The organism is Micromonospora sp. SYSU B005, assembly GCF_055362685.1.
Map to the genome: position 1 here is coordinate 46,648 of NZ_JAXCFU010000016.1, position 18,394 is coordinate 65,041.

22 protein-coding genes and 1 riboswitch are annotated in these 18,394 nt (G+C 73.9%); of the genes, 12 read left to right on the forward strand and 10 right to left on the reverse strand.

What is annotated here, in order from left to right; genetic code table 11:
* Window positions 1-13 precede the first annotated feature (13 nt).
* From kdpA to SM452_RS26530, 3 genes are all read right to left on the reverse strand, one after another.
* Window positions 14-1,669 carry a potassium-transporting ATPase subunit KdpA gene (gene kdpA, locus SM452_RS26520; protein WP_355510331.1) on the reverse strand — a complete coding sequence of 552 codons (1,656 nt, stop codon included), beginning with the start codon at window positions 1,667-1,669 and terminating at the stop codon, window positions 14-16.
* Window positions 1,669-1,758 carry a K(+)-transporting ATPase subunit F gene (kdpF, locus tag SM452_RS26525; protein ID WP_036311210.1) on the reverse strand — a complete coding sequence of 30 codons (90 nt, stop codon included), beginning with the start codon at window positions 1,756-1,758 and terminating at the stop codon, window positions 1,669-1,671. The genes kdpA and kdpF overlap by 1 nt, the downstream gene beginning before the upstream one ends.
* Before the next feature lie 184 nt (window positions 1,759-1,942).
* Window positions 1,943-2,362, reverse strand: coding sequence for a hypothetical protein (locus tag SM452_RS26530; RefSeq protein ID WP_463840938.1), 420 nt, complete (start codon window positions 2,360-2,362; stop codon window positions 1,943-1,945).
* Between the two features lie 172 nt (window positions 2,363-2,534).
* Between SM452_RS26530 and SM452_RS26535 the strand changes: the two genes are divergently transcribed.
* Window positions 2,535-3,116: an AfsR/SARP family transcriptional regulator gene (locus SM452_RS26535; protein ID WP_355510336.1), complete on the forward strand. Its 582-nt coding sequence runs from the start codon at window positions 2,535-2,537 to the stop codon at window positions 3,114-3,116.
* 8 nt (window positions 3,117-3,124) lie between these two features.
* Here the strand turns inward: SM452_RS26535 and SM452_RS26540 are convergent, their stop codons facing one another.
* On the reverse strand, window positions 3,125-3,343 hold the full coding sequence (locus SM452_RS26540; RefSeq protein ID WP_013283796.1) for a hypothetical protein: 219 nt from the start codon (window positions 3,341-3,343) through the stop codon (window positions 3,125-3,127).
* Between the two features lie 85 nt (window positions 3,344-3,428).
* Here SM452_RS26540 and SM452_RS26545 point away from each other — a divergent pair, with 85 nt between their 5' ends.
* Both SM452_RS26545 and SM452_RS26550 read left to right on the forward strand, forming a co-directional pair.
* Entirely contained in the window at window positions 3,429-4,184 is a 756-nt protein-coding gene (locus SM452_RS26545) for an SAM-dependent methyltransferase (protein WP_463840939.1), read from the forward strand.
* A gap of 38 nt (window positions 4,185-4,222) precedes the next feature.
* A complete protein-coding gene (locus SM452_RS26550) occupies window positions 4,223-4,648 on the forward strand; it encodes an ATP-binding protein (protein ID WP_262015918.1) in 426 nt (141 codons plus the stop codon).
* A gap of 28 nt (window positions 4,649-4,676) precedes the next feature.
* Here the strand turns inward: SM452_RS26550 and SM452_RS26555 are convergent, their stop codons facing one another.
* On the reverse strand, window positions 4,677-5,459 hold the full coding sequence (locus SM452_RS26555) for a DUF3152 domain-containing protein (RefSeq protein WP_262015917.1): 783 nt from the start codon (window positions 5,457-5,459) through the stop codon (window positions 4,677-4,679).
* A gap of 204 nt (window positions 5,460-5,663) precedes the next feature.
* Here SM452_RS26555 and SM452_RS26560 point away from each other — a divergent pair, with 204 nt between their 5' ends.
* From SM452_RS26560 to SM452_RS26570, 3 genes are all read left to right on the forward strand, one after another.
* A complete protein-coding gene (locus tag SM452_RS26560) occupies window positions 5,664-6,854 on the forward strand; it encodes a DUF2786 domain-containing protein (protein WP_463840940.1) in 1,191 nt (396 codons plus the stop codon).
* A 100-nt stretch (window positions 6,855-6,954) separates the two neighbouring features.
* Window positions 6,955-7,317: a YciI family protein gene (locus SM452_RS26565; protein ID WP_262015933.1), complete on the forward strand. Its 363-nt coding sequence runs from the start codon at window positions 6,955-6,957 to the stop codon at window positions 7,315-7,317.
* Entirely contained in the window at window positions 7,314-8,564 is a 1,251-nt protein-coding gene (locus SM452_RS26570; protein WP_262015915.1) for an RNA polymerase sigma factor, read from the forward strand. The genes SM452_RS26565 and SM452_RS26570 overlap by 4 nt, the downstream gene beginning before the upstream one ends.
* Before the next feature lie 66 nt (window positions 8,565-8,630).
* Here SM452_RS26570 and SM452_RS26575 read toward each other — a convergent pair whose 3' ends face one another.
* The 4 genes from SM452_RS26575 to SM452_RS26590 form a co-directional block, all read right to left on the reverse strand.
* Entirely contained in the window at window positions 8,631-8,804 is a 174-nt protein-coding gene (locus SM452_RS26575) for a CsbD family protein (RefSeq protein ID WP_013283784.1), read from the reverse strand.
* Window positions 8,805-8,871: 67 nt separating this feature from the next.
* The gene (locus SM452_RS26580) at window positions 8,872-11,127 is read right to left on the reverse strand and encodes a heavy metal translocating P-type ATPase (protein WP_463840941.1); all 2,256 of its coding nucleotides are present in this window, start codon (window positions 11,125-11,127) and stop codon (window positions 8,872-8,874) included.
* Window positions 11,128-11,144: 17 nt separating this feature from the next.
* Entirely contained in the window at window positions 11,145-12,125 is a 981-nt protein-coding gene (locus SM452_RS26585; RefSeq protein ID WP_463840942.1) for a hypothetical protein, read from the reverse strand.
* Window positions 12,126-12,161: 36 nt separating this feature from the next.
* Entirely contained in the window at window positions 12,162-12,368 is a 207-nt protein-coding gene (locus tag SM452_RS26590) for a heavy-metal-associated domain-containing protein (RefSeq protein ID WP_262015912.1), read from the reverse strand.
* An 80-nt stretch (window positions 12,369-12,448) separates the two neighbouring features.
* Here SM452_RS26590 and SM452_RS26595 point away from each other — a divergent pair, with 80 nt between their 5' ends.
* The 4 genes from SM452_RS26595 to SM452_RS26610 all read left to right on the forward strand — a co-directional run bounded on the left by SM452_RS26595 (window position 12,449) and on the right by SM452_RS26610 (window position 15,840).
* Window positions 12,449-12,748, forward strand: a complete 300-nt coding sequence (locus SM452_RS26595) for a metal-sensitive transcriptional regulator (protein ID WP_013283780.1) — start codon at window positions 12,449-12,451, stop codon at window positions 12,746-12,748.
* Between the two features lie 125 nt (window positions 12,749-12,873).
* Entirely contained in the window at window positions 12,874-13,083 is a 210-nt protein-coding gene (locus SM452_RS26600) for an SHOCT domain-containing protein (RefSeq protein WP_030503502.1), read from the forward strand.
* Between the two features lie 164 nt (window positions 13,084-13,247).
* On the forward strand, window positions 13,248-14,522 hold the full coding sequence (locus tag SM452_RS26605; RefSeq protein WP_463840943.1) for a YibE/F family protein: 1,275 nt from the start codon (window positions 13,248-13,250) through the stop codon (window positions 14,520-14,522).
* Window positions 14,523-14,676: 154 nt separating this feature from the next.
* Window positions 14,677-14,807: riboswitch (cyclic di-AMP (ydaO/yuaA leader) on the forward strand.
* 4 nt (window positions 14,808-14,811) lie between these two features.
* A complete protein-coding gene (locus SM452_RS26610) occupies window positions 14,812-15,840 on the forward strand; it encodes a coiled-coil domain-containing protein (RefSeq protein ID WP_262015910.1) in 1,029 nt (342 codons plus the stop codon).
* 57 nt (window positions 15,841-15,897) lie between these two features.
* On the opposite strand, the gene SM452_RS26615 is transcribed toward SM452_RS26610, so the two are convergent.
* Window positions 15,898-16,551 (reverse strand): carbonic anhydrase, encoded by a 654-nt coding sequence (locus SM452_RS26615; RefSeq protein WP_463840944.1) that lies wholly within the window; start codon window positions 16,549-16,551, stop codon window positions 15,898-15,900.
* 167 nt (window positions 16,552-16,718) lie between these two features.
* On the opposite strand from SM452_RS26615, the gene SM452_RS26620 reads away from it, so the two are divergent.
* Both SM452_RS26620 and mycP read left to right on the forward strand, forming a co-directional pair.
* On the forward strand, window positions 16,719-17,060 hold the full coding sequence (locus SM452_RS26620) for a helix-turn-helix transcriptional regulator (protein ID WP_463840945.1): 342 nt from the start codon (window positions 16,719-16,721) through the stop codon (window positions 17,058-17,060).
* A 56-nt stretch (window positions 17,061-17,116) separates the two neighbouring features.
* Window positions 17,117-18,355 carry a type VII secretion-associated serine protease mycosin gene (gene mycP / locus SM452_RS26625; RefSeq protein ID WP_262015907.1) on the forward strand — a complete coding sequence of 413 codons (1,239 nt, stop codon included), beginning with the start codon at window positions 17,117-17,119 and terminating at the stop codon, window positions 18,353-18,355.
* Window positions 18,356-18,394 lie beyond the last annotated feature (39 nt).

Here is an 18,394-nt window from a genome sequence, read left to right on the forward strand (position 1 = left end):
TCTCTCATGGTGGTCACAGCCCTTCGGCCAGCGGGCCGAGCGCGAGTGCGGGAAGGAAGGTGAGCGCGACGAGGACCACTGTGACGCCGACGACCATGCCGACGAACAACGGCCGGTGGGTCGGCAGGGTGCCCTCGGAGGCGGGTGTGGGTTGCTGGCGGGCCAGCGAGCCGGCCAGCGCGAGCACGAAGATGATCGGCAGGAACCGGCCGAGCAGCATGCAGAGCCCGAGCGCGGTGTTCCACCACTGCGTGTTCACGGTGATGCCGGCGAACGCGGAGCCGTTGTTGTTGCTGGCCGAGGTGAACGCGTAGAGCACCTCGGAGAGCCCGTGCGGCCCGACGTTCAGCGCCGTCGAGGCGTTGCCGGTGGCGAACGCGGCGGCGGTGCCGGTGAGCACCAGCGCCGGGGTGATCAGGAAGTACATCGAGGCGAACTTGATCTCACGCGAGCCGATCTTCTTGCCCAGGTACTCCGGGGTGCGCCCGACCATCAGCCCGGCCACGAACACCGTGATCACCGCGAGGATCAGCAGCCCGTACAGGCCGGCGCCGACGCCGCCGGGGGCGACCTCGCCGAGCATCATGTTGCCCAGCGTCATCATGCCGCCCAGCGCGGTGTACGAGTCGTGGAACGAGTTGACGGCGCCGGTCGAGGTGAGCGTGGTGGCCGCCGCGAACGTGGCCGAGTTCGACACGTCGAAGCGCACCTCCTTGCCCTCCAGCGCCGCGCCGACCGCCTGCGGCACCGTGCCGTCCCCGGTCAGCTCGAAGACGTTGGTGAGGGTGATGCTGGCGAGCGCCAGGATCGCCATGACGGCGGCGATCGCGTAGCCCTGCCGCTTCTGCCCCACCATCCGGCCGAAGACCCGGGGCAGGCTGAACGGGATCACCAGGATCAGGAAGATCTCCAGCCAGTTCGTCCACGCGGTCGGGTTCTCGAACGGGTGGGCGCTGTTGACGTTGTAGAAGCCGCCGCCGTTGGTGCCCAGCTCCTTGATGACCTCCTGGCTCGCCACCGGCCCGCCGGTGACGGTCTGGGTGCCGCCGGTCAGCGTGGTCACGTCGGTGCCGCCGGAGAGGTTCTGCACCACGCCGCCGAGCATCAGCGCGAGCGCGCCGAGCACCGCGATCGGCAGCAGGATCCGCAGCGTGACCCGGGTCAGGTCGACCCAGAAGTTGCCCAGCTCGCCGGTGCGGCTGCGGGCGAAGCCCCGGACCAGCGCCACCGCCACGGCGATGCCGACAGCGGCCGAGACGAAGTTCTGCACCGCCAGGCCGGCCATCTGCACCAGGTGACCCATCGTCGACTCACCCGAGTACCACTGCCAGTTCGTGTTGGTCACGAACGACACAGCGGTGTTCCAGGCGCCGTGCGGCACCACCGGGTCGAATCCCAGCGAGAGCCACAGGTGGTTCTGCAGGCGCTGGAACGCGTACAGGAACAGCAGGGAGACGGCCGAGAAGGCCAGCACCGAGCGGGCGTACACGCCCCAGGTCTGCTCGGCGGCCGGGTCGACCCCGACCAGGCGGTAGATCCCCCGCTCGACCCGGGACGACCGGGTTCCGGCGACCACGCGGTGCATGTAGTCGCCGAACGGCCGGTGCACGGCGACCAGCGCCGCCACCAGCGACAGGACGAAGAGCACGCCGGCTGTCGTCATGCTCATCAGAAGCGCTCCGGGAACAGCAGGGCGGCGACCAGGAACACGCCCAGGCCGATCGCCAGCACCAGGCCGACGGCGTTGACAGCGTTCACAGCTTCTCCACGCCCCTCACCACGAGGGCGAGAGCCGCGAACAGCCCCACCGTCAGCAACACGAACAGCACGTCAGACACGGCTGACCTCTCCTAGCGGAAGATGTCCTCGCGACCGCCTCCCGGCCGCGCCGGGCAATCACAGCGCCGTATCCGCCGGACGGACAGGGGTCTTGACGCGACCATCACGCGCGGCCGCGGTTTCTTGACGCGCTTTTCACGCCGCCTCCGCGGCCGGTGATCCGGGTCACCGGATCGGCCTCGGCGCCGATCGACCGGAGGTACCGGTAGCCGGCGCCGAGCACCGCGGCGAAGCCGATCGGCACGGCCTGGGACCAGGCGTCATCCGGGCCGGTCAGCTCGCCGTAGCGGTGCGCGAGGAACCCGACGAAGACCGCCGCACCCAACGCGGCCACCGCCGCGACCGCGCGCAGGTCGGCCACCACAGCGGCGTACGCCCCGACGACGCCCGCCATCACCAGGACCCGCCCGGGCCGCTCGTCAGACCCGAACACCCCCGCCGCCACCAGCGCCGCGCCGACCACCACTGCGGCGCCGGCGGCCACCCGGAATCCGGTGCACCCGTCCGCCCGATCTCGTCCCATGTCCGCCTCCCGCGTCGGTACGTCCTCCGCGGGCCATACCAGCCGGGCCGGGTGCGTACGGTCGACGGCTTTGACGGATCCGGTACGGGCGGGCCGGGGCTTTTAACGCCGCCTTCACGGGCCGCACGGCGCGGGGGCCGTGACGGGCCGGTCCGCCGCCTACGCTGGCCCGGTGACCACCGAACTGACCCTGCTGTCGGACGTGGTCTGCCGAGGTGTGCCGGTGGGCGGCGCCCGGCTGCGCGGGCTGCTGGCCCTCCTGGCCGGCCGGCTCGGGCCCGGCTGCGGCACCGGTGCGCTCGTCGACGCGCTCTGGCCGGACGATCCGCCCCGGCATCCGGTGAAGGCGTTGCAGATCCTGGTCTCCCGGGCCCGCGCCGAGCTGGGCGCCGACCTGATCGTCCGGACCGCCACCGGTTACCGGCTGGCGCTCACCGATGCGCAGGTGGACGTGGCGGCGGTGCTGCGGCACGCCGCGGCGGCGGCACGGCACGCCCGGGCGGGGCGTCGGGGCGCGCCGTTCGGGCCGAGCAGGGCGAAGACAGTGGCCTCGGGTACGCGCAGGTCGACACCGTCGAGCACCACCTGTCTCCGGTACGCCTTGCGCAGCCCGGACACCTCGACCATCGCGCCGGGAGAGTTCGTCGTCGTCATGCCCGCAACCGTGACGGCAGGCGGGATCAGCGCGGTTTCACGACGGTTTCACGCCGCCGAATCACCCGTCGATCGCTCGGTGCAGGGACCTCGTGACTGAGCGTGAGGTCAGCGCGGCATCTCGCGCCAGCCGGAGCCGCTCGCGCGCCACGCCCCGGCCAGGATCGTCGCTGAGCCACGACTCGGGCACTGCTGAATCCGGGACCGGCCGCTCGCCCCGCCGATCTGCGCCTGGACCTGCCACTGGCTTCCGTCGGTGCGGATGTAGACGTCGCGCCGTCCGCGAGGGTTGCTGACGCCGTTCCACCAGTGTTCCTCGACCACCATGCGGTGACCGTACCCCAGGAGACCCGGACGGGCCCAGACCGGAATTCCGTTGCTCCGCGTGACCGGGTGGGCGCACCCTCCACGAATGACCTCACCGGACCTTCCCCGCCAGTTCACCATTCGCGAAGGCGAGCTGCGCATCCTCAACCCGTTCGACGACGTCAAGCTGGCCACGCTGGGCCGGGCGATCCGGCTGCGGCCCGGCGACGAGATGCTCGACCTGTGCAGCGGAAAGGGCGAACTGCTCTGCACCTGGGCCCGCGACCACGGGATCACCGGCACCGGGGTCGACATCAGCACCGTCTTCACCGCCGCCGCCCAGGAGCGCGCCGTCGAACTCGGTGTAGCTGACCGGGTACGTTTCGTGCACGGCGACGCCGCGGCGTACACCCCGGAGCGGCCGGTCGACGTGGCCGCCTGCGTCGGCGCGACCTGGATCGGCGGCGGGGTGCCCGGGACGCTGGACCTGCTCGGCCGGGCGTTGCGGCCGGGCGGCATGGCGCTCGTCGGCGAGCCCTACTGGCGGCGTGACCCGCCGGACGACGAGGCGGTCACCGGCTCGCACGCCCGGTCCCGCGACGAGTTCCGCGACCTGCCCGGCCTGGTCGAGTCGTTCGGCGAGTGCGGCTGGGACCTGGTCGAGATGGTCCTCGCCGACCAGGACAGCTGGGACCGGTACGCCGCCGCGCACTGGCTGAACCTGCGCCGCTGGCTGGACGCCAACCCGGACGACGAACTGGCCCCGGAGCTGCGGCGGGAGCTGACCGAGGACCCGGTGCGGTACGTCCGTTTCGAGCGCGAGTACCTGGGGTGGGGCGTGTTCGCGCTGCTGCGGCGCTGACCTGCTTAACGAACGGCTACGCAGGGTAAAGCCAGATCATGGGACAGTTGCGCACCTCGCCTCCGCCGCCACAGGCCACCGAGCTGGAGCAGTGGGTGCTTGACAGTCCCGAGGATCTTCGTGGGCTGCGCGCCTCGCTCCGTGACGCGCTGAACCGGCACGGCCTGGTGCAGGGCGAGGATCTGGACGAGGTGCCGCACCTGGTCGTGCTGGTCGCCACCGAGCTGGCGAGCAACGCGCTGCGGCACGGCCGCCCGCCCACCATCGTCACGCTGCTCACCACCGACGACCGGTTCCTGCTCGACGTGGCCGACCACGACGTCAGTTCGGTGCCGGAGCTGACCGACATCAGTCCGACGGACTCGGGCGGGCGGGGTCTGTTCCTGGCCCAGTCGGTCTCGCTCGACGTGGGCTGGTACGCCACCGGGAAGACCAAGAACATCTGGGCCTCGTTCTCCCGGTGAAGGGCCGGGGCGGCCGCCGGGCGAGGGCTCAGCGGTCCCCGGCCGGGATCGGGTCGTCGTACTGGCCGGGCGGTCCGGACAGCGGCTCGCCGCCCACGATCGGCCACGGGTTCGGCGTGCAGCCGTGCAGGCCGAGCGTCTGCTGCACCATGACCGGCGCCGGACCGCCGGCCCGGGGGCAGCGCTCGTGGCCGCGGCCCAGCCGATGGCCGACCTCGTGGTTGAGCAGGTACTGCCGGTAGCGGGAGAGATCGGTCACGTGCGGCACCCCGTACACCCAGCGGGCCACGTTGATCACCACCTGGTCGCCGTTGCGGCAGGAGGTGTACCTGTCGCTCGGGTCGCCGCACAGCCGCCCCCGGGTGACCGGCGTGGTGAGCAGCACTGTGAAGTCGGCGCGGTCGTCGCGGCCCACCCGTTGCAGCCGCCACCGGCCGTCGCCGGTCCAGCCCCGCCGGTCGGCGAGGGTGGCGGCGACGTCCCGGGCGAACCGCTCCACGTCCACGTTGCGGATGCCGTCCTCGACCGCGACCCGGTAGCGCAGCAGCTCACCGGAGCGGCCGGCGACCGCGCCGACCGTGTCGGCGGTGCGGAACGTGCCGTCGCCCCGGGCCGGGTAGCCGATGCCGGGGGCCACCCGGCCGGCCGCCGGGACCGGCGCCGGCGCGGCCGTCGGCGTGGGACGCGCGTCCGGCGCGGGCGCGCCCGGTGCCGCCGCCTGCACGGTCCGCCGCACCTCGATGCGGTCCAGCAGGTCCGGGTGCCGGGCGGCGTACCCGCCGGCGGCGAGCACGGCCCCGACCAGGACCACCGCCAGGACCCGTGGTGATCTCGACCTCCGTCGTCGCCGGTGCAGCCCCCGGTCGTGCCCGCCCACGTGATCTCCGTCCGTCGCGCCGCCCCGCTCCGGGCAGGAGTACGGACGCCGGGCCCGGACGGTTGAACCGGCGGGCCGGGTACCGTCGGTACCGGGGTGGACGACCTGCCGCCTGTCGGAGTTCAGGGAGAGTCACCCGTGTCACCAGCCGAGCGACTGCTCGACGCCGCCGTCGCGACCGCGCGCGCCACCGACGTACGCGCTGCCGAGCGGGCCCTCGACGGGCTCGTGGTGGCCGACGGCGCGGCGGTGGACGCGGCGCTGCTCGCCCGGCTCACGCGGGACGTGGGCCGGCTCTGGCCGCGTGGCTGGCAGCCCGCCGACCTTGATCGACTAGCCGTCCGGCGGCTCACCCCGCGCGGCGCCCGGCTGCTGCGCGACGCGATGGCCGCGCAGCGGCGCACGCTGCCCGCGCCGGTCCCGGCCTGGTTCGACGAGCAGCTCGCCGAGACCGGCGCCCGCTGGGACGACGACGCGGGCTGGCTGGATCGGCGCGCCGACGGGGACCGGATCACCGCGCTGCGGGACGCGGTGGACGCGATCGTCCTGGTGGCGGGGTTGCCGCCGATCGCGGCGCTCCGGCCGCCGCCCGGCTCGGCGGGTACCGCCCTCGCCGCCGCGACACCGAGCGGTTCCCGGATGCTCGACCGGGTACGCGCGCTGCTGGCGAAAGCGGAGTCGACCGGCTACCCGGCCGAGGCGGAGGCGTTCACCGCGAAGGCGCAGGAGCTGATGGCCCGGCACAGCATCGACGCGGCGCTGCTCGACGCCGGGGCCGACCGGACCGGCGGCCCGGGTGGCGTGCGGATCGGCGTCGACGCCCCGTACGCGGCCGCGAAGGCGCTACTGATCCAGGAGGTGGCGGCGGCGAACCGGTGCGAGTCGGTCTGGTCCGACGACCTGGGCTTCGCCACGGTCCTCGGCTTCCCGGCCGACCTGGCGGCTGTCGAACTGCTGCACACCTCGCTGCTCGTGCAGGCCACCGCCGCGATGCTGCGCGGCCGGGGTGAACGCGGCAGGGCCGGCGGGCGACGCACCAAGGGGTACGACGAGTCGTTCCTCAACGCGTTCGCGCTGCGCGTCGGCGACCGGCTGCGGTCAGCGAGCGCGGCGGCGGCAGAGGAACTCGACGACGACCGGCTGCTGCCGGTGCTCGCGGCCCGCTCGGACGCCGTCCGGGAACGCGTCGACCAGCTCTTTCCGGGCACCACCCGGCACCGCCTCCAGGTGCGTGACGAGCAGGGCTGGGTCTCCGGCACCAGCGCGGCCGACCGGGCCTCGCTCGACCCGGGCCGCCCGGCACGCCGTCCGGTACGCGGGGGCCGCTGAACTTCCCGGGGGATGATGTCGGATCGGGCGGACCGGCTCCGACCCGTCTGCGAGGCGCCACCGCCGGTGGCCCGCATCCGAGGAGTGCACCGTGAAGTACATGCTGCTGATCTGGAACCGGCCCGGCTTCGTGGAGGAGCTGTCCGAGGCGGAACGCACCGCGATCTTCGGTGAGGTCGACGAGATCATGAAGGAGCTGACCGAGTCCGGCGAGCTGGTCGGCGGCGAGGCGCTCGCTCACCCCTCGCAGACCCGTACGGCCCGTCCGGCCGCCGGTGGCGGCGCCGAGATCACCGACGGGCCGTTCATGGAGAGCAAGGAGCAGTTCGCCGGCTACCTGACCGTCGACTGCGAGACCCCGGAGCGGGCCGCCGAGATCGCCGCGCGCTGGCCGGACGTGCGGCACGGTTTCGGTGTGCTGGAGGTGCGCGCGGTGATGGAGCAGGCCGGGACGGAGATGTGACGTCGCGGGCGGTCGAGGATCTGCTGCGTGAGCTCGCGCCGCAGGTCCTCGGCGTGCTCGTGCGGCGGCACGGCCAGTTCTACGCCTGCGAGGACGCGGTCCAGGAGGCGCTGCTGGCCGCCGCCGTGCAGTGGCCGGAACAGGGCCTGCCGGACCATCCCCGCTCGTGGCTGGTCACCGTCGCCACCCGGCGGCTCACCGACGAGTGGCGCAGCGAGCACGCCCGCCGGGAACGCGAGGTGGCGGTGGCGGTGCGGCAGCCCGCGTACGCGACCGTCGCGCCGCCCGCCGACGAGGAGACCCCGAGCGGGGACGACACGTTGAAGCTGCTGTTCCTCTGCTGCCATCCGGCGTTGCCGGTGAGCGGGCAGGTGGCGCTCACACTGCGCGCCGTGGGCGGGTTGAGCACCGCCGAGATCGCCCGCGCCTACCTGGTGCCGGAGGCGACGATGAGCCAGCGGATCCGCCGCGCGAAGCAGCGGATCGAGGCGTCCGGCGCGCGTTTCACGCTGCCGTCGCCGGCGGACCGGGACGAGCGGCTGGCCGCCGTGCTGCGGGTGCTCTACCTGGTCTTCAACGAGGGTTACACCGCGTCCAGCGGCGAGGCGCTGCACCGGGCCGAGCTGACCGCAGAGGCGATCCGGCTGACCCGGGAGCTGCGCCGGCTGCTCCCGGACGACGGCGAGGTGGCCGGGTTGCTGGCGCTGATGCTGCTCACCGACGCGCACCGGGCCGCTCGTACCGGGCCGGACGGCGAGCTGGTGCCACTGGCGGAGCAGGACCGCAGCCGGTGGGACCGGGACGCCGTCGCGGAGGGGGTGGCGCTGGTGACCGAGGCGCTCACCTGGTCGGCGCCGGGGCCGTACCAGGTGCAGGCGGCGATCGCCGCGGTGCACGCGGAGGCGCCCACCGCCGAGGACACCGACTGGCGGCAGATCGTCGCGCTCTACCGGGTGCTGGCGCGGGTCGCGCCGAACCCGATGGTCACGCTCAACCAGGCCGTCGCGGTGGCCATGGTGGACGGCCCGCGTGCCGGGCTGGCGCTGCTGGCCACGCTCGACGGCGACGACCGGACCTCGGGGCACCACCGGCTCGCCGCCGTCCGCGCGCACCTGCTCGACCTGGCCGGTGACCGTGCGGAGGCCCGGGCCGCGTACCTGGCCGCCGCGCGGGCCACCACGAGCCTGCCGGAGCGGCGTTATCTGGAGGTACGCGCCGCGCGCCTGGCCGGTGACCGGCCGCGCTGACCCGCACCCGGACAGCACTCCGGGCCGGCCCGTGGGCCGACCCGGTGGTGTGTGTGCGTCACGTACTCAGCTCTTGAAGGCGTCCTTGATCTTCTCGCCGGCCTGCTTGAGCTTGGCGCCCGCCTGGTCGTTGCGGCCCTCGGCCTCGAGGCGCTCGTTGTCGGTCGCCCGGCCGACGCCCTCCTTGACCTTGCCCGCGGTGTCCTGGGAAGCGTTGTCGATCTTGTCGTCCAGACCCATGATGACCTCCACTGATGCGGTTGCCTGACGACAACTGGTTACCCCGTCGGTCGTCGGCTCAATCCCCTCACCCGACCGGGCGGAAGCTCCGCAGCCGCAGGCTGTTGCCCACCACGAACACCGACGAGAACGCCATGGCCGCCCCGGCGAGCATCGGGTTGAGCAGTCCGGCCGCCGCCAGCGGCAGCGCCGCGACGTTGTAGGCGAACGCCCAGAACAGGTTGCCCTTGATGATCGCCAGCGTCCGCCGGGAGAGCCGGATGGCGTCCGCGGCGGCCATCAGGTCGCCCCGGACCAGCGTCAGGTCGGCCGCTTCGATGGCCGCGTCGGTGCCGGTGCCCATGGCCAGCCCGAGGTCCGCGCGGGCCAGCGCGGCGGCGTCGTTCACCCCGTCGCCGACCATCGCGACCACTCGGCCCTCGCGCTGGAGCCGCTCGACCACGTCGACCTTGTCGGCGGGCAGCACCTCCGCGATCACCTCGTCGATGCCGACCTCGGCCGCCACCGCCTTCGCCACGGTGGTGTTGTCGCCGGTGAGCAGCACCGGCTTCAGGCCCAGCTCACGCAGCCGCGCGACGGCCGCCCGGCTGGTCGGCTTCACCGCGTCGGCCACCGCGAGCACGCCCCGGGCCCGCCCGTCCCAGCCGGCCAGGATCGCCGTCCGCCCGGCGGCCTCCGCGCCGGTCACCGCCCGCACGACCTCCTCGGGTACGTCGAGACCCCGCTCCCGCAGCAGCCGGGCCCGGCCGACCACCACGGTCCGGCCGTCGACGGTGCCGGTCACGCCCAGCCCTTCGGCGTTGGCGAACTCGCCGACCGGCGGCAGCGGTCCGGCTTCGGCCGCGGCCTCGGCGACGGCCCGCGCGATCGGGTGCTCGGAGGCGGCCTCCAGCGCACCGGCCACCCGGAGCAGTTCGTCGGCGTCCTCGCCGTCGGCGGGCAGCACCTCGGCCAGCGCCATCCGGCCGGTGGTGACGGTGCCGGTCTTGTCCAGCACCACGGTGTCGACCCGGCGGGTGGACTCCAGCACCTCCGGCCCCTTGATCAGCACGCCGAGCTGCGCGCCGCGGCCGGTGCCGACGAGCAGCGCGGTCGGGGTGGCCAGGCCGAGCGCGCACGGGCAGGCGATGATCAGGACGGCCACCGCGGCGGTGAACGCGGCGGTCGGCCCGGAGCCGGTGCCGAGCCACCAGCCGAGCGTGCCGGCGGCCAGCGCGATCACGATCGGCACGAAGACGCCGGAGATCCGGTCGGCGAGCCGCTGCACCGCCGCCTTGCCGGTCTGTGCCTGCTCCACCAGCCGCGCCATCTGGGCGAGCTGGGTGTCCCCGCCGACCCGGGTGGCGCGGACCACCAGCCGGCCGCCGGCGTTCACCGTGGCGCCGACCACGGCGTCGCCCTGGCCAACCTCGACCGGCACCGACTCGCCGGTGAGCATGCTGGCGTCGACCGCGGACGTGCCCTCCTCGACCACACCGTCGGTGGCGATCTTCTCGCCGGGCCGGACCACGAACCGGTCGCCGACCGCGAGCCGGCCGACCGGGATCCGGGTCTCCTGCCCGTCGCGCAGCACCGCCACGTCCTTGGCGCCGAGTTCGAGCAGGGCGCGCAGCGCCGACCCGGCGGTGCGCTTGGAGCGCGCCTCGAAGTACCGCCCGGCCAGGATGAACACGGTCACCCCGGCGGCGGCCTCCAGGTAGATGTTGCCGGCGCCGTCGCCGCGGGTGATGTCGAGGCTGAACGGGTGCTTCATCCCGGGCATGCCGGCGTCGCCGAGGAACAGCGCCCAGAGCGACCAGCCGAACGCGGCCAGCGTGCCGAGCGAGACGAGTGTGTCCATGGTCGCCGCGCCGTGCCGCAGGTTGATCAGCGCGGCGCGGTGGAACGGCAGCCCGCCCCAGACCACCACCGGGGCGGCGAGGGTGAGCGAGGCCCACTGCCAGTAGTCGAACTGCCAGGCCGGAACCATGGCGAGCACGATCACCGGCAGGGTGAGCGCGGCGGAGACCCAGAGCCGGGTACGCGCGGTGCGCAGCTCGTCCACCGGCTCCCCGGCCGCTGCCGCCTCCGCCTGCTCGGGCGGCGGCGGCACCACGGCGGTGTAGCCGGTCTTCTCGACGGTGGCGATCAGGTCGGCCGGCGCGATGTCGTCGGCGTACCGGACGGTGGCCTTCTCGGTGGCGTAGTTCACAGTCGCCTCGACGCCGTCCATCCGGTTGAGCTTCTTCTCGATCCGGGCGGCGCAGGACGCGCAGGTCATCCCGCCGATCGCCAGTTCGATCAGGTTCGGCGCGGTGGGCAGCGCCTTTCCCGTGGCAGTCATCGCGGCACCTCCGGCGCTCAACTGTGCCCGTGCCCCGGGGTGCCGTGTCCGGCGTCCGGGGTCGGTGCGGTGGTGGATGCCGGCGCGGCGGGCGCGGGCGCGGTCCGGTCGCCGGCCAGGACGGTGAACTCGGCGGTGTGCACCGCGTCGCCGTGCCGGAAGTCCAGGTAGAGACGGTACGCCCCGGCCGAGGGCACCTCGGCGGCGAACGTGATCGCCGGACCGGCCGGTGTGCGCCCGTCGCCGGGCGTGCCCTCCGGGTGCACGTGCAGGTACGCCAGATCGCCCTGCCGCAGCGCCACCAGGTGCCCGTACGCCCCGAGGTAGGGCGCAAGGTCGGTGACCGGCCGCCCGTCGCGGCTGACGGAGAGCGTGAGCCGGCTGGTGCGGCCCGGCTCCGGCGTGCCGGTCAGGGTGACCGTGTAGCCGTCGACTGTGGTGCTGGTCACCGGCGCCGGCAACGGCTGGGCGGTCAGCTCGCCGGGGACCGTGACGTCCAGGCCGAGGGTCAGCGGCTCGCCGCCTTCGGGGGTGAAGTCGGCGAACGCCCGCCAGACGCCGGGGCCGCCGAGCGGCGAGGCGACCCGCCAGGTGCCGTCGCCGGCCATCTCCGGGTGGACGTGCCGGAACCCGGACAGGTCCCGGCGGGCGACGATCAGGTGCATGCGCTTGTCGTGGGCCACCTCGAAGCGGGTGACCGGTGCGCCGTCCGGGCCGGTGATCCGGAAGGCGAACTGCCCGGCCGGGGCGTCGGCGGGCTGGAACGTGTAGCCGCGCTCGGAGACGAGCAGCCCGCCGGGCAGGTGCGCGGAGGCGCCGCCCGCCTGGCTCTCGTCACCGTGGCCGGTATCGCCGGCCCCGTGGTCGCTGCCGGTGTCGTCGTGTCGGGTCTCGGCGGCCGGGGCGACGGGATCGGCCAGGTTGCCGATCCCGTACGCCGCGCCGAACACCGCCACGAGGCCGAGCGCGAAGCCGCTGAGCTTCGTCGCCGTGTTCATGGTGTCTCCTCGGTTGTCGCGGGTCCGCCGGACCCGTCACGCACCGACGAGGTCGTAGCCGGCCTCGTCGACCGCCGCGCGGACCGCGTCCGCGTCCAGCGGGTTCTGACTGGTGACGGTGACCCGGCCGCCGGCCAGGTCGACCTGGACGTCGGTGACGCCCGGAAGTGCGCTCAGCTCGGTGCTCACCGAGTTGACGCAGTGCCCGCAGGTCATGCCGTTCACCTGGTAGGTGGTCTCCATCTCGCCCTCCGATCTGATACCCCCCAGGGGTACGTTCCGAACGTTAGCATACCCCCGAGGGGTACGCTATCCTCGGTTTCATGACCGCGCCGTCCAGCCCGACCCGGGGCTACACCGCCAGCAAGGACCAACTCCTCGCCCGGCTCCGCCGGATCGAGGGGCAGGTCCGTGGCATCGAGAAGATGGTCGAGGACGACCGTTACTGCATCGACGTGCTGACCCAGATCTCGGCCATCCAGGCGGCGCTGGACAAGGTGGGCCTGGGCCTGCTCGACGGCCACGCCCGGCACTGCATGCACGAGGGCGCCGCCGAGGGCCGGGCCGACGAGATGGCGACCGAGATGATGGCCGCCGTCGGCCGCCTGATGAAGCGCGGCTGAGCGGGGACCTCCGACCCTCGGGCCAGGGCACATCGACCCGTGCCGGCGCACCCGGGCGGACGTACCGTCGACGTGGCGGGCAGGCCGGCCCGGCGGACCCGCGGTGACGGACGGAGGGCGGCCCGATGATGTGGCAGAGCCCGATGATGGGCTGGATGTGGATCTGGTCCCTGCTGGTGCTCGCCGTGCTGGCGGGGCTCGTCTGGGCGGCCGTGCGGTGGACCGGCCCGCAGTACCTGGGCCCGACGACGGCCCGGCGCATCCTGGACGAGCGGTACGCCCGCGGCGAGATCGACGAGGACGAGTACCGGCGGCGCCGGGCCGGCCTGGCCTGACCCGCGCGGGACGCGCGTCACCGGCCACGGTGTGCGGGAGCGGCCGGCCGGGCTGCCTACCATGGCCGGGCGACGACCCGGACGTGGTCGACACGTCCGCGCCGGCCGGGTGACCAGACCGGTCCGGCGGACCAGGCGTCGCCGCGACCGTTGGGAGAGACGTCATGGGTGCCGACCACACCCGCCCCGCACCCGCCGCGCCGCCGGGCGTACGGCGGCTGCTCGTCGCCGTGGTGGTGCCGCTGTTCGCGCTCACCGTGATCGCGGCGCTGGTGCTCTGGCCCGGGCAGGACCGGGAGCCGGTCGGCGGCGCGGACGTCCCTCGCTACCACGGCACGGTGACCCGGGTGGTCACCGAGCCCTGCCCGCCGACGCCGGAGGCCCCGGAGGGCGGCGGTGGCCCCTGCGGCACCGTGACCGTCACCGCCGAGCAGGGCCCGGACGCGGGCCGGCAGGTCGAGACGCCGATCCCGGCCGGGCCGGGCGCGCCGCGGGTCGCGGTCGGCGACGAGGTCGTCCTGGTCGAGCTGACCGACCCGGCCGACCCGGCGGTGAAGTCCTACAACATCGCCGAGCACCAGCGCGGTACGCCGCTGATCTGGCTGATGGTGCTGTTCGCCGCCGCGATCGTGGCGTTCGGCAGGTGGCGCGGGCTCGCCGCGCTCGGCGGCCTGGCGGCCAGCTTCGCCATCCTGCTCGGCTTCGTGCTGCCGGGCATCGGCGCCGGCCAGCCGCCGCTGCTCGTCGCGATCGTGGGCGCTGCGTTGATCATGTTCGTGGTGCTCTACCTGACCCACGGGATCACCGCGCAGACGTCGGTCGCGGTGCTCGGCACGCTCGGCAGCCTGGTGGTCACCGGCGTGCTCGGCCTGCTCGCCACGTCCGCCACCCACCTGACCGGCTTCGGCAGCGAGGACGCCACCACGCTGTCCATGTTCCAGGGCGACGTGGACCTGCACGGACTGCTTCTGGCCGGCATCATCATCGGCTCGCTGGGCGTGCTAGACGACGTCACAGTCACCCAGGCGGCCACCGTCACCGAACTGGCGCACGCCAACCCCGGGCTGTCCCGGCGGCAGCTCTACCGGGCGGCGACCCGGGTCGGCCGGGCCCACATCGCGTCCACCGTCAACACCATCGTGCTGGCGTACGCCGGCGCCTCGCTGCCGCTGCTGCTCCTGCTGGTCGCCGACTCCCGCCCGGTGAGCGAGATCCTCACCAGTGAGTTCCTCGCCCAGGAGATCGTCCGCAGCGCGGTGGCGACGCTCGGCCTGATCGCCGCCGTACCGCTGACGACCGGACTGGCCGCGATCGTGACCACCGCCGGGCGGCGCTCGCCCGGCGCGGAGCCGGCGCCCGCCGCGCCCCCGCCGCCGGCCGGACGGGACGACGCGCTGGAGGCGCTCGGCGGCGGGAAGAGTACGGAGGCCGCATGGTGACACTCCGCAGCGTGACCATCGAATTCAAACGCGACGCTGGTCACGGTGTGCCACGGCGAAATCTCGCTATTGGTCGGCTTCCGGACGTAGATCCTCACGAGTGCTGTCAGGTAACCTCGCTGCCGGTCACCGCCGAAGGCGCGCACCGGCGCCAGCGGTGCCGCCGCCCAATCGCCCACGGGCGAACCGGGGAACCAGGTACATGGGGTGAATCCGCGACAGCGGTAGGGGCCACTTCCGTCCCGAACCCGTCAGCTAACCCGGTCGGCGGCCGACGGAAGGGAACACTGTGACGGCACCCCTGCGCCGCTGGCTGACACCCGTGGTGGCCGTGCTGGCCTCGCTAGCCGTGCTGGCCGGCCCGAACCCGGCGACCGCGGCCCCCGCCGCGGCGGCCCCCGGCACCCCCTCGGGCCACGAGGAGGACGGCGATCCGCCGCTCATCACCGAGGCGATCGACTCCGCCAACCGGAACTTCCTCCAGGCCAAGGCGAAGCTCGCCAAGTCCCAGGACCGCCAGCGGCGGCTGGCGGCCGAGGTGAAGACGGCACAGGCCGAACTCGACGCGCTCAGCCCGCAGGTCAACCAACTCGCCGCCCAGTCCTACCGGACCGGCCGGATGGGCGCGATGGCGATGCTGCTGGAGAGCAACTCCCCCGACTCGTTCGTCCGCCGGGTCAACGCCCTGGACGAGCTGAACCTCCTCAACGCGCAGCGCCTGGCCGCCATCAACGCGGTCAAGACCCGCGCCGAGCAGGCCAAGATCGCGCTCGACGCCGAGGTGCGCGAGCAGGAGAAGCAGAAGAACGCGATGGAGCGCGAGAAGGTGCAGGCCGAGCGCGCGCTGAAGCTCGTCGGCGGTCTCGGCTTCACCGGCGGCCTGGTCTCCGCCACCTCACCGGTCGCCAAGATCGCCCCCGGCCGCACCGCCGACGGCGGGTGGAAGGCCGAGTCGTGCAGCGAGGACGACCCGACCACCTCGGGCTGCGTCACGCCGCGCACGCTGCACGCGTACAAGGAGGTCCGGCGCGCGGGCTTCAAGCGCTTCGTGGGCTGCTACCGGTCCGGCGGGCCGTGGGAGCACCCCAAGGGCAAGGCGTGTGACTGGTCGCTGCAGAACAGCGGCTTCGCGCCGTGGCACAACAACGACACCCGCCGGTACGGCAACGAGGTCGCCGCGTTCCTGATCCGCAACGCCGACCGGCTGGGCATCTACTACGTCATCTGGAACCGGCAGATCTGGTTCCCGGCCACCGGCTGGCGTTCCTACAGCGGACCGTCGAACCACACCGACCACGTCCACATGTCGCTGCTCTGATCCGGACACCACGAAAAGGGGCCGCCCGAGGGCGGCCCCTTTTCGCGTCCGAATGTGTCAGCTCGCCAGCGCCGGGTCGGCGGGCGCGGCCGGGGCGGGCAGCGGGGCCGGGGACTGCGCCACGGTCCGCACCTCGCCACCGGCGAGCCGGTACGACATGCCCACCACCGTGCACCGCCCGGCGGCCACCCGCTCGGCCAGCACGGCGGACCGGGCCAGCAGCGTCTCCACGGTCTGCGCGATGTGGACGTCGATGATGCCGTCGAGGTCCTCGACGCCCTGGCGGGCGGCGCGCAGCAGGCTCGGCGAGACCGCGTCCACCACCGCGCCCAGGTGCCCGGCCGGGGCGGCACCCGTCCGGACCCCCTCCCGGGCGGCCTGGACCGCGCCGCACGAGTCGTGCCCGAGCACCACCACGAGCGGCGTGCCCAGCACGGTGACGGCGTACTCGACGCTGCCGAGCACCTCCGGCCCGGCGGTGTGCCCGGCGGTACGCACCACGAAGAGGTCACCGAGACCGCGGTCGAAGACGATCTCGGCGGCGAGCCGCGAGTCGGAGCAGCCGACGATCACCGCGAACGGGTGCTGGCCGTCGGCGACCGCCGCCCGGTGCCCGGCGTCCTGATTCGGATGCTGCGGGACGCCCGTGACGAACCGGTGGTTACCGGCACGCAGCTCGGCAAGTGCCTGTTCCGGGGTGCTCGGCGTCATGTCCCTCACCTCGTCTACCTGGGGAACCACCAGGCCGAACGGCCTCGCGACCCACGGTCACACGCCCCTCGGGGTCCGTCAAGATTCGTGATACGCATTTCATACTTTCCCGTCTCCGCTCCGCCCCGGACCGCGCCGATTCGGCAGGTGGCGGACGTGGCCATAGCATGACCACCATGGCGACCACACCAGTTGAGGACGGGAGCCGCCGTAACTGGACCTTCCTCACCAACCATGGCCACGTGCTGCTGGCGATCGCGCGCAACCCCACCGCCCGGCTGCGGGACGTGGCGGACGAGGTGGGCGTGACCGAGCGGGCGGCCCAGGCCATCGTGGCCGACCTGGAAGCAGGGGGTTACCTGCGGCGTACGCGGGTGGGACGGCGCAACGAGTACACGATCAATCCGAAGGGCCGCTTCCGGCACCCGGCCGAGGCCGACCAGCAGGTCGGCGCGCTGCTGGCCCTGTTCGCCAGCGAGCCCGCCGGGGACGCCGCCGCCGGCCGGTGATCCGGCCGGCACCACGTGCGCCCCGCGCGGGCGGGCGCGGCGGGTAATCTCACCGCGTGCGCGACAGCTTGCGGCCGGGCGCGACCACGGGACGCGTCCGGGCCGGACACCGGATCAGGTCCGTCCTCTCCGGAGCGGCGGTGACCGCCCTGCTCGGCGGCGCGCTGGCGGTGCCCGCGCCCGCGCTGGCCGCCCCGAAGTGCGGCCCAGCCGGCGGCCCCGCACCCACCGAGGTGCCGTGGGCGCTGAGCCGTCTCGACCCGGCCGCCGCCTGGCGGCTCGGCAAGGGCGCCGGCATCACCGTCGCGGTGATCGACTCCGGGGTCTCACCGACCCATCCCCTGCTGCGCGGGCGGGTGCTGCCGGGTGAGGACTTCAACCAGCTCGTCCGCCTGAAGGGGCAGTGCGACCTGGTCGGCCACGGCACCATGGTCGCGGGCATCATCGCCGGCCGGGAGGGCACCGGCACGCCGTACACCGGCATCGCGCCGGAGGCGAAGATCCTGCCGCTGCGGGTGCTGGCCGAGAACAAGGAGAACTTCGACCCGGACGTGCCGGCCGAGATCGGCAAGGCGATCCGCTGGGCCGTCGACCACGACGCCGACGTGATCAACCTGTCCCTGGTCACGCTCGACGACCCGGCGCTGAAGTCCGCCGTGCAGTACGCGCTCGGCAAGGACGTGGTGATCGTCGCGTCCGCCGGCAACCGGCAGGAGAACCGGGAGGACCGGCCCGCCTATCCGGCGGCGTACGAGGGTGTCGTCGCCGTCGCCGGGATCGACGAGCAGGGCGGGCACGTCGGCAGCTCGGTCAGCGGGGACTACGTGGACATCGCCGGCCCCGGCCTGAACATCGTCGGGCCCGCGCCGCAGGGGCCGGGCTACCGGGGCGAGCCGCAGGGCGGGACGAGCTTCGCCACCGCGTACGTCTCCGGGGTGGCCGCGCTGGTGCGGGCCGCGCACCCGGACATCGGCGCCGACGAGGTCGCCTACCGGCTGACCCGCACCGCCGACAGCCCGCCGGACGGGCACAACGCCGAGGTCGGCTACGGGATGGTCAACCCGTACCGGGCCGTCACCAGCCTGCTGGGCACCCGCAGCGACCCACCGCTGGGCGCGATGCCGCCACCGGCGCCGCCGGCCGACCCGCTGGCGGGGCAGCGCACCGTCGCGATCTGGGTCGCCGTCGTCGGCGCGCTGCTGGCCGGCGTCCTGCTGACGCTGCGGCCCATCCTGGTACGCGGACGGCGGCGCGGGTGGCGGCCGGGCCGGCGCGACGTCCCGCAGGACGCCTGACGATGCACGACGGCTCCGCCCGGCGCGAGCCGTAGCGGA

What these genes read in the sequence shown, in the direction of transcription:
- SM452_RS26575 (WP_013283784.1), bottom strand. Translation starts at nt 8,804, where the DNA reads ATGGGTCTGGACGACAAGATCGACAACGCTTCCCAGGACACCGCGGGC.
- SM452_RS26530 (WP_463840938.1), bottom strand. Translation starts at nt 2,362, where the DNA reads ATGGGACGAGATCGGGCGGACGGGTGCACCGGATTCCGGGTGGCCGCC.
- SM452_RS26545 (WP_463840939.1), top strand. Translation starts at nt 3,429, where the DNA reads ATGACCTCACCGGACCTTCCCCGCCAGTTCACCATTCGCGAAGGCGAG.
- SM452_RS26565 (WP_262015933.1), top strand. Translation starts at nt 6,955, where the DNA reads ATGCTGCTGATCTGGAACCGGCCCGGCTTCGTGGAGGAGCTGTCCGAG.
- SM452_RS26615 (WP_463840944.1), bottom strand. Translation starts at nt 16,551, where the DNA reads ATGACGCCGAGCACCCCGGAACAGGCACTTGCCGAGCTGCGTGCCGGT.
- SM452_RS26590 (WP_262015912.1), bottom strand. Translation starts at nt 12,368, where the DNA reads ATGGAGACCACCTACCAGGTGAACGGCATGACCTGCGGGCACTGCGTC.
- SM452_RS26580 (WP_463840941.1), bottom strand. Translation starts at nt 11,127, where the DNA reads ATGACTGCCACGGGAAAGGCGCTGCCCACCGCGCCGAACCTGATCGAA.
- SM452_RS26540 (WP_013283796.1), bottom strand. Translation starts at nt 3,343, where the DNA reads ATGGTGGTCGAGGAACACTGGTGGAACGGCGTCAGCAACCCTCGCGGA.
- kdpA (WP_355510331.1), bottom strand. Translation starts at nt 1,669, where the DNA reads ATGAGCATGACGACAGCCGGCGTGCTCTTCGTCCTGTCGCTGGTGGCG.
- SM452_RS26600 (WP_030503502.1), top strand. Translation starts at nt 12,874, where the DNA reads ATGATGTGGCAGAGCCCGATGATGGGCTGGATGTGGATCTGGTCCCTG.
- SM452_RS26585 (WP_463840942.1), bottom strand. Translation starts at nt 12,125, where the DNA reads ATGAACACGGCGACGAAGCTCAGCGGCTTCGCGCTCGGCCTCGTGGCG.
- SM452_RS26550 (WP_262015918.1), top strand. Translation starts at nt 4,223, where the DNA reads ATGGGACAGTTGCGCACCTCGCCTCCGCCGCCACAGGCCACCGAGCTG.
- SM452_RS26595 (WP_013283780.1), top strand. Translation starts at nt 12,449, where the DNA reads ATGACCGCGCCGTCCAGCCCGACCCGGGGCTACACCGCCAGCAAGGAC.
- SM452_RS26605 (WP_463840943.1), top strand. Translation starts at nt 13,248, where the DNA reads ATGGGTGCCGACCACACCCGCCCCGCACCCGCCGCGCCGCCGGGCGTA.
- SM452_RS26620 (WP_463840945.1), top strand. Translation starts at nt 16,719, where the DNA reads ATGACCACCATGGCGACCACACCAGTTGAGGACGGGAGCCGCCGTAAC.